This is a genomic window from Culturomica massiliensis (genome assembly GCF_900091655.1).
Taxonomy (GTDB): Bacteria; Bacteroidota; Bacteroidia; order Bacteroidales; family Marinifilaceae; genus Culturomica; species Culturomica massiliensis.
Genome location: NZ_LT594621.1, coordinates 2,115,051 through 2,130,325, shown reverse-complemented (window position 1 = coordinate 2,130,325; position 15,275 = coordinate 2,115,051). Strand labels below are relative to the sequence as shown.

The 15,275-nt window shown below is 42.2% G+C and carries 11 protein-coding genes; 4 read left to right on the top strand and 7 right to left on the bottom strand.

The window, feature by feature from the left end:
* Positions 1 to 170: 170 nt before the first annotated feature.
* The 5 genes from gpmA to rimP all read right to left on the bottom strand — a co-directional run bounded on the left by gpmA (position 171) and on the right by rimP (position 6,749).
* The gene (gene gpmA / locus BN8908_RS10405; RefSeq protein ID WP_068690460.1) at positions 171 to 917 is read right to left on the bottom strand and encodes a 2,3-diphosphoglycerate-dependent phosphoglycerate mutase; all 747 of its coding nucleotides are present in this window, start codon (positions 915 to 917) and stop codon (positions 171 to 173) included.
* A 36-nt stretch (positions 918 to 953) separates the two neighbouring features.
* Positions 954 to 2,006, bottom strand: a complete 1,053-nt coding sequence (locus BN8908_RS10400; protein WP_068690459.1) for a class I fructose-bisphosphate aldolase — start codon at positions 2,004 to 2,006, stop codon at positions 954 to 956.
* A gap of 146 nt (positions 2,007 to 2,152) precedes the next feature.
* Positions 2,153 to 4,936 carry a translation initiation factor IF-2 gene (gene infB, locus BN8908_RS10395; protein ID WP_068690458.1) on the bottom strand — a complete coding sequence of 928 codons (2,784 nt, stop codon included), beginning with the start codon at positions 4,934 to 4,936 and terminating at the stop codon, positions 2,153 to 2,155.
* A 40-nt stretch (positions 4,937 to 4,976) separates the two neighbouring features.
* Positions 4,977 to 6,218 carry a transcription termination factor NusA gene (nusA, locus tag BN8908_RS10390; protein WP_068690457.1) on the bottom strand — a complete coding sequence of 414 codons (1,242 nt, stop codon included), beginning with the start codon at positions 6,216 to 6,218 and terminating at the stop codon, positions 4,977 to 4,979.
* A 63-nt stretch (positions 6,219 to 6,281) separates the two neighbouring features.
* Positions 6,282 to 6,749 (bottom strand): ribosome assembly cofactor RimP, encoded by a 468-nt coding sequence (gene rimP / locus BN8908_RS10385; protein WP_068690455.1) that lies wholly within the window; start codon positions 6,747 to 6,749, stop codon positions 6,282 to 6,284.
* 369 nt (positions 6,750 to 7,118) lie between these two features.
* Between rimP and lpxD the strand changes: the two genes are divergently transcribed.
* From lpxD to lpxA, 3 genes are read left to right on the top strand one after another with little or no spacing between them, the layout of a single operon-like run.
* Positions 7,119 to 8,153: a UDP-3-O-(3-hydroxymyristoyl)glucosamine N-acyltransferase gene (gene lpxD, locus BN8908_RS10380; protein ID WP_021987435.1), complete on the top strand. Its 1,035-nt coding sequence runs from the start codon at positions 7,119 to 7,121 to the stop codon at positions 8,151 to 8,153.
* Entirely contained in the window at positions 8,153 to 9,553 is a 1,401-nt protein-coding gene (locus BN8908_RS10375; protein WP_021987436.1) for a bifunctional UDP-3-O-[3-hydroxymyristoyl] N-acetylglucosamine deacetylase/3-hydroxyacyl-ACP dehydratase, read from the top strand. The genes lpxD and BN8908_RS10375 overlap by 1 nt, the downstream gene beginning before the upstream one ends.
* A 50-nt stretch (positions 9,554 to 9,603) precedes the next feature.
* Positions 9,604 to 10,383 carry an acyl-ACP--UDP-N-acetylglucosamine O-acyltransferase gene (lpxA, locus tag BN8908_RS10370; RefSeq protein WP_021987437.1) on the top strand — a complete coding sequence of 260 codons (780 nt, stop codon included), beginning with the start codon at positions 9,604 to 9,606 and terminating at the stop codon, positions 10,381 to 10,383.
* A 114-nt stretch (positions 10,384 to 10,497) separates the two neighbouring features.
* Here the strand turns inward: lpxA and pckA are convergent, their stop codons facing one another.
* On the bottom strand, positions 10,498 to 12,105 hold the full coding sequence (gene pckA, locus BN8908_RS10365) for a phosphoenolpyruvate carboxykinase (ATP) (protein ID WP_021987438.1): 1,608 nt from the start codon (positions 12,103 to 12,105) through the stop codon (positions 10,498 to 10,500).
* A gap of 148 nt (positions 12,106 to 12,253) precedes the next feature.
* Complete coding sequence (locus tag BN8908_RS10360; RefSeq protein ID WP_235837433.1) at positions 12,254 to 12,838, bottom strand: DNA alkylation repair protein; 585 nt, start codon at positions 12,836 to 12,838, stop codon at positions 12,254 to 12,256.
* A 98-nt stretch (positions 12,839 to 12,936) separates the two neighbouring features.
* Here BN8908_RS10360 and BN8908_RS10355 point away from each other — a divergent pair, with 98 nt between their 5' ends.
* A complete protein-coding gene (locus tag BN8908_RS10355) occupies positions 12,937 to 15,240 on the top strand; it encodes a S9 family peptidase (protein ID WP_068690453.1) in 2,304 nt (767 codons plus the stop codon).
* The last annotated feature ends 35 nt before the right edge of the window (positions 15,241 to 15,275 follow it).

Sequence of the window (15,275 nt, the reverse complement as noted above, 5' to 3'; positions counted from 1 at the left end):
TAACTTTGAATCAGCAGTGGCGGGAGGAAGGAAAGATGATTTATGATTTTTGATTTACGGTTGCAGATTATCTCCTGAACCCGTTTATGGCTGATTTGAAAGTTCGTTTGTGAGATTTGCGGAATTTACCGGTTGATAAGAATCGTAAATCAAAAATCATAAATCATAAATTATTTTTTCTGGCCTTGTTTGGCGACAGCTTCCATCATTTTACGGATTTCTTCGGGATCGCCGAGGAAGTAATCTTTTTGTAATTTTAACGTATCGTCGAATTCAAATACATAGGGAACGGCTGTCGGGAGGTTTAGTTTTACAATCTCATTGTCCGGAATATTTTTGAGGTATTTTATAATTCCTCTCAGGCTGTTGCCGTGAGCTACAACCAGGAGCTGGTCGAAATGTTGTAATGTCGGAACGATTACTTCTTTCCAGTAAGGAAGTATACGTTCGACCGTGTCTTTCAGGGATTCCGTCAACGGGAGATGATCGCTTTGAATTCCCATATAGCGGATGTCCAGACGCGGATTTCGCGGATCGTTTTCCTGGAGTGCCGGCGGAGCGATGTCGTAACTACGGCGCCAGATCAATACTTGTTCTTCTCCGTATTTAGCGGCTGTTTCGCTTTTGTTCAAGCCTTGCAGGTTACCGTAATGCTTTTCGTTTAACCGCCAGGTTTTTTCTACGGGAATCCAATCGAGGTCCATCCGGTCGAGTACGACATTCAGGGTTTTTACTGCCCGTTTCAGAAAGGAAGTGTAGGCTTTTTCAAACTGAAAACCTTTTTCTTTCAATAGATTTCCGGCTTTTACTGCTTCTTCGATTCCTTTTTCCGTTAGATCAACATCCGTCCATCCGGTAAAACGGTTTTCTTTATTCCAGGTACTTTCGCCGTGGCGAAGTAATACTATTTTCTTCATGTTTATCGATTAAAATTAAATATGTATGGATTTGTATTATGCCAGCGTAATGCTTTTGTCCAGGTATACATCCTGAATAGCATTGAGCAGGCGTACTCCGTCTGCCAACGGTTTTTGAAAGGCTTTGCGGCCGCTGATCAGGCCCATACCTCCTGCTCGTTTATTGATAACGGCGGTTATAATGGCTTCCTGTAAATCCGTATCTCCGTGTGATTCCCCTCCGGAGTTGATCAGGCCGGCACGTCCCATGTAGCAATTGGCCACCTGATAACGGCATCTGTCGATCGGGTGCTCACTGCTCAATGCCGAGTACATACGGGGATCCGATTTGGCAAAGTGCAAGGTGGTAAACCCACCGTTTGTTTCGGGTAATTTTTGTTTGATGATATCGGCTTCGATTGTAACACCCAGGTGATTGGCCTGTCCGGTAAGATCGGCAGCCGTATGGAAGTCGGTTTGTTCCGTTTTAAAGGCAGGGTTACGCAAGTAACACCACAGAATGGTAGCCATTCCTTTTTTATGGGCGTATTCGAATGCCCGGGCTATTTCGATGATTTGTCGCCGGCTTTCAACCGAACCGAAATAAACGGTCGCTCCGACAGCAACAGCTCCCATGTTCCAGGCTTCATCGATAGTACCGAATAAGATCTGGTCGTAGCTGTTGGGATAGCTCAACAATTCATTGTGGTTGATTTTTACGATAAACGGAATTTTATGTGCGTATTTCCGGGCGACAGAACCGAGTACCCCAAATGTGGAGGCTATGGCATTACAACCGCCTTCTATTGCCAGACGGATGATGTTTTCCGGGTCAAAGTAAAGGGGATTGGGAGCGAATGAGGCTCCGGCCGTGTGCTCTATTCCCTGATCGACCGGAAGAATGGAAAGATAGCCTGTATCAGCTAAACGGCCGTGACTAAAGAGTGTTTGTAAGCTTTTCAGTACGGGAATATTCCGGTCGGAATTGCTCCATACTTCACTTACAAAGTCGGGAGAGGGAGCATGTATGAGTTGTTTGTCTATGGTTTTACAGGTGTGACTGAGGTAGTATTCCTGTTTGTCGTCTAAAATTTTTGCTATGTTATTCATAGGATTTAATTTTTACACATTGTTGTATTAAGAGTTTTACGAATATACAAAAGCAAAAGTTTTTGCCGCGCTGGAAAAAGAAAACCTGTAAAGTCCGGTATTGACCGAAGCTTTACAGGTTTCTGTGGAAATGACCTTCAATGGGATTATAAGGTCTTTTTAATTTCTACTTCTTCAAAAGCTTCGATCATATCTCCGATACGTAAGTCGTTGTAGTTCGTAATGTTCAGACCGCATTCAAAGCCTTTGGAAACTTCTTTCACGTCGTCTTTGAAACGTTTTAAAGAACCGAGTTCGCCTGTATAAATTACAATACCGTCACGAATGATGCGAATCTTGGAAGAACGGGCGATTTTTCCGTCACGTACGATACACCCGGCAATTGTACCGACTTTTGAAATTTTGAATGTTTCCAGTACTTCGACTGTCGCTACGACTTCTTCTTTGATTTCCGGGGATAACATACCCTCCATAGCAGCTTTGATTTCTTCAATGGCGGTGTAAATAATAGAATATAGGCGGATATCGATTTGCTCTTTTTCCGCTAACTTCCGTGCACTCATGGAAGGACGTACCTGGAATCCGACGATGATGGCATTGGAAGCCGCTGCCAGCATGACGTCTCCTTCGGAAATTTGTCCGACAGCTTTGTGGATTACATTTACTTGAATTTCATCCGTAGACAGCTTGATCAGGGAGTCGGAAAGGGCTTCTATCGATCCATCCACGTCGGCTTTTACGATGATATTCAATTCCTGGAAGTTACCGATGGCAATCCGTCGGCCGATTTCATCCAATGTAATATGTTTTTGCGTACGCAAGCCTTGTTCGCGTTGTAATTGCTCGCGTTTGTTTGCCAGGAGACGGGCCTCTTTTTCGTTGGCCATTACGTTGAATTTGTCTCCTGCCTGGGGTGCGCCGTTTAATCCAAGGATCAATGTCGGTTCTGACGGACCAGCTTTTTCCAGCTTTATACCTCTTTCGTTGAACATGGCCTTTACGTGGCCGAAATATTGACCGGCAAGAACAACATCACCTACTTTTAGAGTACCGGATTGTACCAATACGGTAGCAATATATCCCCGTCCTTTGTCCAAAGAAGATTCGATGATAGAACCGACGGCCTTTTTGTGCGGATTGGCTTTTAAGTCGAGCAATTCGGCTTCCAGCAATACTTTTTCCAGCAGTTCCTCGATATGCAGACCTTTTTTGGCTGCAATTTCCTGACATTGGTATTTACCTCCCCATTCTTCGACGAGGTAATTCATATTGGCCAGTTCTTCACGGATTTTGTCCGGATTAGCTCCGGGTTTATCAATTTTGTTGATCGCAAATACGATGGGCACTCCCGCTGCACTTGCATGGTTTATGGCTTCAATGGTTTGCGGCATGACATTGTCATCGGCTGCAATAATGATGATGGCGATATCCGTTACTTGCGCACCGCGGGCACGCATAGCGGTAAATGCCTCGTGTCCCGGAGTATCCAGGAAAGTTACAGCACGACCGTCAGACAATTTTACGTTGTAGGCACCGATATGCTGGGTGATACCTCCGGCTTCGCCTGCAATCACATTGGTTTTGCGGATGTAGTCGAGCAATGATGTTTTACCATGATCGACGTGTCCCATAACGGTTACGATCGGCGGACGCGGGAGCATGTTTTCAGCGGAATCTTCCTCTTCTTCAATTGCTTCCTGAATATCGATACTGACGAATTCAACGGAGAAACCGAATTCATCGGCTACCAGGTTAATGGTTTCGGCATCCAGACGTTGGTTGATGGAAACAAATAAGCCTAAACTCATGCAAGCCGATATAATATCCGTTACCGGTGTGCTCATCATGGTTGCCAATTCAGCAACGGTAACGAATTCCGTCAGTTTCAGAACGCTTTTATCTTTTTCTTCCTGTTCCATTTCTGCCTGCAATTTTTGTTGCACGGCATCCCGTTTGTCACGGCGGTGTTTGGAAGCAGCAGATTTACCTTTATTTCCGAGACGTGCGAAGGTGTCTTTAATTTGCTTGTCGACATCTTCTTCCGAAATTTCGGTTTTGTCCTGTTTCTTTTTCTTCAGTTTTTTGAGTTTCTTTTTATTCTCTTCGATTTTGCTGTTTTTATCGTTTGAAGGATTAACAGCTACTTTTTCATCCGAACGATGAATCCTTTTCCGTTTTTTCCGGATGTCTCCGTCATCTTCCGAGTTTTCTTCGGAATTGGTATTCGTATTGGTATTTTGGGTTTCTGTCCTGACCGGCACAGCGACCCGGTTTACTTTTTTCAATTCTTTACGATCCCTTTCTTTCTCCTGTTTGCTTTTTTTCGGAGGACGGGTACGTTGATTAATGGAGTCGAGATCAATGCTGCCTACGACTTTGACGTCTTTGACTGTCGGTTGCGTAATTTTAAACGGTGTCTCGTTGTTATCGGTTTCTGTATTCTCTTTTTCTTCCTCCGGTTTAACAGCAGGAACTTCCTGTGTCGTTTTTTCTTCGGCAACAGGCTTTTCTGTTTCTTTCGGTTCCGGCTCCGGTTGCTGCTGAACGGGTTCTGCTTCCGGTTCTTTCTGCACTTTGGCCGGTGTGTTTAAATCAATGTGATCGACTACTTTGATTTTGTTTTCCAGTTTTACTTCGTCTTTTACAGAAATGAACTCTTCCTCATCATCGTTCTTTTCCGTGATAATACCCATGTCGTCAATGGAAACGGTTTCTTTTTTCTTACGGGTATTTTTCAGGTCAACCATTGTGGATTCCTTTTTCACTTCGCTGTCTGAAGAAAATTCTTTAGCCACCAGGGCATAATTTTCGTCAGAGAGTTTGGTGTTGGGATCAGAAGATATCTTGATCCCTTTTTCATGCAGGAATTCTACAATTGTAGCGACTCCTACGTTAAATTCTCTGGCTATTTTACTTAATCTTACTGGCATATAGAGATTTTAATTTTTTACAAGATTGTTTTCGGCGGAATTATTCGAACTCTGCCTTCAATATACTGATTACTTCGCGTATGGTTTCGATTTCGAGATCTGTTCTCTTTTCGAGTTCATCTTCGTTTAATTCCAGTACACTCTTCGCTGTATCACATCCGACTTTTTTCAATTCGTCGATGACCCACGGTTCGATTTCGTCTTTGAATTCGTCGAGGTTCACATCCTCTTCTTCCTGGGCTTCGTCGAATTCTCTGTACACGTCGATTTCATAACCGGTCAGCTGACTGGCTAATTTGATGTTGAGACCGCCTTTCCCGATTGCCAGAGAAACTTCTTCCGGATTCAGGTAAACATTGGCTTTTTTGTTTTTATCGTCGATTTCAATGTGGTTGATCTTAGCCGGATTCAATGCACGTGTAATGTATAATTGGAGATTATTGGTGTAATTGATGACATCGATATTCTCGTTTCTCAATTCACGTACGATACCGTGTATACGGGAACCTTTCATACCGACACAAGCTCCGACCGGATCGATACGATCGTCATAGGATTCGACTGCAACTTTAGCCCGTTCTCCCGGAGCCCGTACGATATTTTTAATTGTGATCAGGCCGTCGAATATTTCCGGTACTTCATTCTCGAAAAGTCTTTCCAAAAATACAGGTGAAGTTCTGGAAAGGATGATATAGGGATTTGAATTCCGCATTTCTACCCGGATAACGACTGCTTTAATCGTATCTCCTTTTTTGAAGAAGTCAGAGGGAATCTGTTCTTGCTTGGGAATAATCAGTTCGTTGCCTTCATCATCGAGAACAAGTATTTCTTTTTTCCACACCTGATATACTTCTCCTAAAATGATCTGGCCTACTCTGTCTTTGTATTTGGTGTAAATGTTGTCTTTTTCCAGTTCCAGGATTCTGGAAGAGAGGTTTTGTCTTAAAGCAAGTACGGAACGCCGGCCGAAATCTTTCAATTTTACTTCGTCGGTAACGTCTTCTCCGATTTCGTAATCTTCATCAATTTTCTTGGCTTCGCTTAAAGCGATTTCCGTGTTCGGATTCTGTAAATCTTTGTCTTCAACAACTATCCGGTTTCTCCAGATTTCCAGGTCTCCTTTGTCAATATTAATGATAATGTCAAAATTTTCGTCTGTTCCATATTTTTTCAAGAGCATATTTCTGAAAATATCTTCCAATACACTCATTAAAGTAGCTCTGTCAATGTTTTTGAATTCTTTAAATTCGGCAAATGATTCTACTAAATTAAGATTTTCCATTTGGCTTTTTAGCTTTTATTTTGATTATTTATTTTTCTTTCTTCCTTCCTTTTGACGACCGTGTTATTTTATCTCGACGACATCCTTAATTTCTTTGATATCGGATAAAAGAATTGTTTTTTCGACTTTAACAGTTTCTTTTTTCTTTTTGCCTTCTACCGGTCTTTTCTCTTCGCATTCCAGTATAATTTTTTCTCCGTCATAGGCTTTTAAAATACCTTCTGCCCGGAGGGTATCTACCGTTTTCACGACGACTTTGTTGCCGATGTTTTTTTGGTATTGGCCGGCGACTTTAAAAGGATAACCGATACCGGCACTGGAGACTGTAAGTTCGAAATCTTCATCTTCCCTGTCCAGACAGGCTTCTATTTGCCGACTGATCCGGCTGCAGGTGTCGATATTTATACCTTTCGGAGAGTCGATGAAAATTTCGATGATATTGTTTTTTAAAACTTTGATTTCAACTACAAATAATTCGGAATCACCGATGATCCCTTCTGTGATCGTTTTTATTTCTTCTACAGTTTTCATCCGTTCGTTTCTTTGTCAAATTACTGATTTCTGACAAGCTTTAGATTCGTTTTACAGTATCGTATATTGATTTTTTTCTATAACAAAAGGGGACGACTTCGTCCCCTCGTGTTTGTGATCGCTTAAAATCAGTGCAAATGTAATACTAATTATTGAAAAACAAAATATTAAGTGGATAAAAGTTTATTGGTTTTATAGGTTTTTGCCGGGATGTTTTGCCAGAAGTCAGGCATACTTTTTAAAGGTTTGTTGTAATGTGTTGTTTTTTAGTGTGTTGTATTGAAAATGGGGAGGTAAAAACGAAACATATTTGTAATAAACTTATTGAGTTACAAATAAAATTTGTAAGTTTGCCGAAATTTTAATTTTATGGAATTTAAAGCAAAGGATATAGCAGCTTTATTAAACGGAGTTGTAGAGGGTGATCCGGAGGTATGTGTGAATAATGTTTCCAAGATTGAGGAAGGAAGGCCGAATACGCTCGCTTTTTTAGCTAATCCGAAATACGAGCATTATATATATACGACGGAGGCATCTGTCGTTTTGGTAAATCAGGATTTTGTGGCTGCTCATGCCGTATCGTGCACATTGATACGTGTGGCTTCTGCTTATGAAGCTATCGCAAAATTATTGCAGATGTATGAGAATATGCGTCCGCAGCCAAGTGGAATAGAACAACCGTCATATATTAGTGAGAACGCCGTCATTGGGGAAAAACCCTATGTCGGCGCTTTTGCTTATATCGGTAAAGGTGTGCGTATTGGCAATCATGTAAAGATTTACCCCCAGGCTTATATCGGAGATGGGGTGACGATCGGAGACAATACGACTATTTTTGCCGGAGTGAAGATTTATCACGGTTGTGTTGTGGGTAACGGATGTACGATTCATGCCGGAACTGTGATCGGTGCGGATGGTTTTGGGTTTGCTCCTTCTTCCGAAGGGTATAATAAAGTAGCTCAGATTGGAAATGTGATTATTGAAGATCATGTGGAAATCGGAGCTAATACTTGTATCGACCGGGCAACGATGGGATCGACCCGTATCGGTAAAGGTGTAAAATTGGATAATCTGATTCAGATTGCCCACAATGTGGTTGTCGGAGAGAATACGGTGATGGCTTCTCAGTGTGGTATTGCCGGGACGGCTAAGATCGGTGCAAATTGTATGTTAGGAGGACAGGCCGGAGTTGCCGGGCATTTGGAGGTCGGAAACGGGGTGAAGATTGCCGGGCAGGCGGGAATCGGTGGTAAAATTGCTGATGGGGCTGTTGTTATGGGTGCTCCGGCATTTGATGCCGGTCAATATCAGAAATGTTACGTACTATTCAGAAAATTCCCTGAATTATATACACGTATCCGGGAAATGGAAAAAGAAATTCAAACATTAAAGTCAAAACAATAATGTCAGTAAAACAACGTACGCTAAAAGCAGAGTTTTCCCTAAAGGGTAAAGGGTTGCATACGGGAAAAGAAGTATGCGTGACTTTTAAACCGGCAGAAGAAAATTCCGGTTATAAAATTATAAGAACAGATGTGGAAGGTAGGCCGGTTGTACCGGCTTTGGCTGAATATGTGAAGTTTGTGGAACGTGCCAGTTGCCTGGAAAAAGACGGTATATGCATATATACCATGGAACATGCCATGGCAGCTCTTTACGGTTGCGGTATCGATAATTGCGATATCGAACTGGAAGGGGAAGAATTTCCGATCCTGGACGGTAGTTCCCGTTTTTATGTCGAGGCTATTGAAAAGGCCGGTATTCAGGAGCAGACGGCAGAACGACGCTATTTTGAGGTGAAGGAGAAAATGGAGTTCGTTTCTGAAGATGCGCAAACGAAGATTACATTACTGCCGGATACGGATTATAGTATAAATCTGGTTGTTGCTTATGATTCTCCTTATTTGTCGATGCAATATGCCACTTATTCTGCACAGCATTCGGATTTTGCAAAAGAAATTGCTCCGTGCCGTACTTTTGTTTTTTTACGGGAAGTGGAGTTTCTTTTTGCCAATAACCTGATTAAAGGAGGAGATTTGCAGAATGCCATTGTTATTGTGGATAAAGAGGTTTCAGCAGAGGAGATCGACCGTTTGGCCAAGCAATTCGGATATGAGGACATCGAAGTGCGTCAAGGCATTTTGAATAATCTGGAGCTTTATTTTGGAAATGAGCCGGCCCGTCACAAATTGCTGGATGTTATCGGAGACCTGGCGTTGTGCGGTCGTTTTATAAAGGGACGTGTGATTGCAGAGAGACCGGGACATAAAGCGAATACGGCCATGGCACAGAAGATATACAAGGCGGTATTGAACGAGGAAAAAGACGATGCATATCCGATAAATATCGATTTCGAGAAAGAACCTTTGATGGATATCAATAAAATCCGTGCTTTGCTGCCTCATCGTCCGCCTTTCTTGCTGGTGGATAAGATTTACAAGGTAACGGATGATATGGTGATCGGATGTAAGAATGTCACCATGAACGAACCTTTCTTTGTCGGTCATTTTCCGGAAGAGCCGGTAATGCCGGGTGTGTTGATTGTGGAAGCAATGGCACAGTGCGGAGGAATTCTGGTGTTGAGCGGGGTGCCTGATCCGGAGAATTACTCGACTTATTTTATGAAAATAGACGGAATAAAATTTCGTAAAAAAGTAGTGCCGGGAGATACGTTGATTTTTAAATTAATCACGCTGGCCCCTGTAAAACGTGGCATTGTGACGATGAAAGGATATGCTTTCGTCGGTAAAAAACTGGTTTGCGAAGGAGAATTTATGGCTCAAGTAGCAAAAACCAAGAACTAATATTATATTTGCAGGCTGGAATTTTATTTAGTAACTAAAACAATAAACGAATGAAACAACCGTTGGCATACGTTCATCCCGAAGCACAGATTGCAGACAACGTGGTGATAGAGCCGTTTGTAACGATAGATAAAAATGTCGTAATTGAGGAAGGGACGCGTATCGGTTCAAATGTAACGATTCTGGAAGGAACTTATATCGGTAAGAATTGCAAGATTTTTCCGGGAGCTGTTATTGCAGCCGTTCCCCAGGACTTAAAGTTCAAAGGAGAAAAATCTATTGTAAAGATAGGTGATAATACGACAATCCGCGAATGCGTGACTGTTAATCGCGGGACTGCAGCTAAAGGAGTTACACAAATAGGAAATAATTGTTTGATTATGGCTTATGCCCATATCGCTCACGATTGTACCATCGGTAATAACTGTATTATAACGAATGCTTGTCAATTAGCGGGTGAGGTTGTGGTGGATGATTACGCTATTTTAGGCGGAATGAGTGCTGTGCATCAGTTTGTCCATATCGGTAAGCATGTTATGATTCAGGGCGGTTCCTTGATCGGTAAGGATGTACCTCCTTATGTAAAAGCCGGACGTTTGCCGCTTTCTTATGCGGGTGTGAATTCTATCGGTTTGCGCCGCCGGGAATTTACCAATGAGAAAATCAATGAAATTCAGGATATTTATCGTATTCTTTATCAATCCGGGTTGAATAATTCGGATGCCATCGAGAGAATAGAAGCTGAAATGCCTGCTTCCAAGGAAAGAGATGAGATCATCATGTTTGTCCGTAACAGTAAGCGGGGAATCATGAAAGGATATCTGGGATAACAGAGAAATTGAAGTAATGAAAAAGCAGTTCTTCCGAACTGCTTTTTTATTTAGGCCTTGTATAAAAAAACTCCCGGTTTTGCCGGGAGTTTTGTATGAATAAAGAATCCGTTATTATAATTTCGGACCGGCAGCAACCAATGCTTTACCTGCTGTATTGCCTTCGAATTTTTTGAAGTTTTTGATAAAACGTTCAGATAAATCTTTGGCTTTGGTTTCCCATTCGCTTGCATTAGCGTAAGTGTCGCGAGGATCGAGGATCTTCGGATCAACGCCCGGTAAGGCTGTCGGCACAACGAAATCGAAATACGGAATGGTCTTGGTCGGGGCTTTGTCGATAGAACCGTCCAGAATTGCATCGATGATACCGCGGGTATCTTTGATGGAAATACGTTTTCCGCTTCCGTTCCAGCCGGTATTTACCAGATAAGCTTTTGCACCTGATTTTTCCATTTTCTTCACCAATTCTTCTGCATACTTGGTCGGGTGCAATGATAAGAAAGCAGCTCCGAAGCAGGCAGAGAATGTCGGCGTCGGTTCGGTAATACCGCGTTCCGTACCGGCTAATTTAGCTGTAAATCCGGACAGGAAATAATATTTGGTCTGTTCTGCATTCAGAATAGATACCGGAGGCAATACACCGAATGCGTCGGCTGATAAGAAAATGACTTGTTTGGCAGCCGGACCTTTGGATACCGGTTTAACGATGTTGGTAATATGATAGATCGGATAAGAAACACGGGTGTTTTCGGTTACGCTCTTATCGGCGAAATCAATTTTGCCGTTTGCATCGACAGTTACGTTTTCCAATAAAGCGTCGCGTTTGATGGCGTTGTAAATATCCGGCTCTGCTTCTTTGCTCAGGTTGATTACTTTAGCGTAGCAACCGCCTTCGAAGTTGAATACTCCGTCGTCATCCCAGCCGTGTTCGTCGTCTCCGATCAATAAACGTTTCGGGTCAGTTGATAAAGTGGTTTTTCCGGTGCCCGACAAACCGAAGAAGATGGCCGTATTTTGACCGTTCAGATCAGTATTGGCAGAGCAGTGCATAGAAGCCATACCGTGTAACGGAAGCAGATAGTTCATATAAGAGAACATACCTTTCTTCATTTCACCACCATACCAAGTGTTGATGATTACCTGGATTTTTTCTGTCAGGTTGAATACTACCGCTGTTTCTGAATTCAGGCCCAGATCTTTGTAGTTTTCAACTTTAGCTTTGGAAGCGTTCATGATTACGAAATCAGGTTCGCCGAAATTTGCCAGTTCTTCTTCACTCGGGCGAATGAACATGTTCTTTACGAAGTGTGCCTGCCATGCAACTTCCATGATAAAGCGCAATTTCAGACGGCTGTTTGCATTTGCCCCGCAGAATGCGTCAACAACATACAATTTTTTGTTTGATAATTCTTTTACGGCAATTTCTTTTACAGCTTTCCAGCATTTTGCATCTACCGGTTTATTGTCGTTTTTGTACTCTTCGGAAGTCCACCATACTGTATCTTTGCTGGTTTCATCCATTACAAAGAATTTATCTTTAGGAGAACGGCCGGTATATACACCTGTCATTACATTTACTGCACCCAATTCGGTTACCTGGCCTTTTTCATATCCGGTCAGTGTAGGATCGGTTTCAGCTTTGAACAACTCGTCATAGGAGGGATTGTAAACAATCTCTTTTACTCCCGTAATGCCATACTTACTTAAATCTAATTTTGACATGTTTGTTATATTAAATGATTAATTAATACTTTTTTTCTCTAATTTCGTTACAAATGTAACAAAGATTTCCCATTAAAAATTACCCCCAAGAAATTTATAACGCCTGTTTAACATTAATTAATATTAACAGTTCTTTCTTTTTTCTTTTTTAGGAATAACGGCTTGCAACCAGTTTTACATATTTGTCCGTATAGTCTTTGTGAGACAGTAATTTGAGAAAATCAGCCGAAATTACAGGGGCTGATTTGTATAAGATCAGATGGCGGGCACAGGCAGTCAAAGCTGCAATTTGTTGGAAAGGGATGTTCGAATCACTCCATTCCGATGCTATTTCTTTTAAATTTTCCTGATGACAAAGATACAGGGAACCGAAATATTCAGCGAGTTCTGTATTGTAGCAACTTTGAATTAATTGTGTAATTTTTTCTTTATTTATTTTTTTAGGAAGTAGGAGGCAGGCGACGATTTGCTCTTCTCTTTTACAGGTATTCCAAAGAAGGATTGCCAGGTTTTCATCGGGTTGATAACAGGCAGCTAAGGTCTTCAAAGATAAGAAGCTGGCTCCGATCTGGTTTTCGGTATTTATCCCCAAGTGTTCCAAACTTTCGATATTCCCTCTGTTTTGCAAACGCCTGATGCGTTTTTGGATTTCTTTAAACCGGGGCTCTGTATCCGGTGATAGTACACTGTATTCCATGAATTGCCTGGATGATTTTGTTTGTTTTTGTTTCACAAAAATAATGTTTTTTATTTCTTTTTTCCTATTATTGTCTGCCGATGGAGAACGTATGTGTGTAAGGGATGGAATTTTTAAACATAAAAAAAATAAATATGAATAAAAAATGGATGACAATCCTGCTGGTTTGTTTTGTTGTTTGCGGGACACAGGCACAGAAGGCTAATTTCCGGGCAGCGGAAAAATTCAGAAAGGTGGCTGACGAGGTCGGGTCTTTACAGGTATCCCCTCATTTTTTGGAAGACAGCGATAAATTTTGGTATTCTTACCGGACGGGTGACGGTGTGCAATATTATTTTGTGGACCCTGCCCGGCGGACCAAAGATTTTCTTTTCGAGAATATGTATCTGATGGGAGAGTTGACTAAGATGACCAATAAACCATATAATTACAGAAATTTGCCGGTCAAGGATATCGAGTTTAAAAAGGATGAACGGACGGTTAAATTTAAGGTGGAAGATTTTAATTATGAGTATGATATTTACACGAAGAAGTTGGTGCAGAAAGACTCGGTGAAGAAGGAAAAGGAGAATAAGTGGATGTCTTTTTCTCCGGACAGTACCTATATTGTATTTGCCCGGAGACATAATCTTTATTTGATGAAGACGGGAGATAAAGATTCGGTTGAAATTCAGTTGACGACGGACGGAGAACCGTTTTTCTCTTATGCTTATAAAGAGCGGGATACGACGAATGAGCGGGGCTGGGCGCGTGCACGTTGGTTTAAGGATTCCAAAAAATTGTATGTTGTCCGTTCGGACAACCGGAAGGTAAAGGATTTATGGGTGATCGATGTATTGGCCGACAGACCGAAATTGGAGGAATACCGTTATGCTATGGCCGGCGATAAGGAGGTGCCGCAGTATGAGCTTAGCGTGATCGATGTGCAGAGTCGGAAGCAGGTGAAAATCAATACCGATAAATGGAAAGATCAATCCTTGGGTGTTTTACATGCCGGAAAAGAATCCGGGCAGATTTTCTTTGAGCGCCGTCGTCGTACCTGTGATGAGTTGGAGATTTGTAAAGCCAATACGGAAACGGGAGAATCGAAAGTGTTGATTAGTGAAAAGGCAAAGCCCTATTTTAACGATCAGATGTATGAGGCGGCTTTTTTAAATGAAGGGAAGGATATTATCTGGTGGTCTGAACGTACCGGTTGGGGACATTTTTATCACTATGATGCAGACGGTAATTTGAAAAACCGGATTACGGCGGGCAATTGGGTCGCCGGTCAGATGGTAAAAATTGATACGGTAGGACGTATGCTTTATTTTGAAGGATACGGTAAGGAAAAAGGACGCAATCCTTATTATGCTTTTGTTTACAAAGCCCCCATCGACGGAGGCGGTGTAACGTTATTGACTGCGGAAGATGCAAATCACAAGACCGTAATGCCGAAATCCTGCCGTTATATGGTGGATAATTATTCCCGGGTGGATTTGGAGCCGCGCTCTGTTTTACGGGATAATAACGGCCGGGAGATTATGGAATTAGCACGTCCGGATTTGCGGCGTTTGTATGAGACGGGATGGAAGATGCCGGAACGCTTTGTGGTAAAGGCACGGGATGGTGTAACCGATTTATACGGTGTCATGTGGAAACCTTATGATTTTGATTCGACAAAGCACTACCCGATAATTTCGTATGTATATCCCGGTCCGCAGACGGAGGCGATGGTTTTGGATTTCAGTGTTTCGGGTGTTTATAATGCGGCTTTGGCTCAGGTCGGCTTTATCGTTGTGAATTTCGGGCATCGGGGAGGAAGTCCGCAGCGGGATAAATGGTATCATACCTATGGGTACGATAATTTACGGGATTATGCACTGGCTGACGATAAGTATGGTATAGAGCAATTGGCAGATCGTTTCCCGTTTATCGATATCACAAAGGTCGGTATTTTCGGACATTCCGGCGGAGGCTTTATGTCGACGGCTGCTTTGTGTACTTATCCTGATTTTTATACGGCGGCAGTATCGTCTGCGGGGAATCATGATAATAATATCTATAATAAATGGTGGGGAGAGACACATCACGGAGTGAAAGAGGAGAAAAAGACAATAAAAGATACGGTAAACGGAGACCGGGAGGAGATTAGCTTTAAAACGAAAGTGCCGACAAATCAGGAATTGGCACGTAATTTTAAAGGCTATTTGTTGTTGGTGACAGGAGACATTGATAATAATGTACATCCGGGAAATACGCTCCGGATGGCCGATGCATTGATAAAAGCAGGGAAGAATTTCGATATAGCAGTGTTACCGGGACAGCGGCATGGATTTAGAGGTGTGCAACGGGATTTTTATGTTCGTAAGATGTGGTTCCATTTTGCGAAATACCTCTTGGGGGATAGTCGTGCTGATCTTTATTATCAGATTGACGGCTTTGAGCGGAGAAATTAAAACAAAAAGCAAGGCGTAGGTAATCCCAGTCGTTT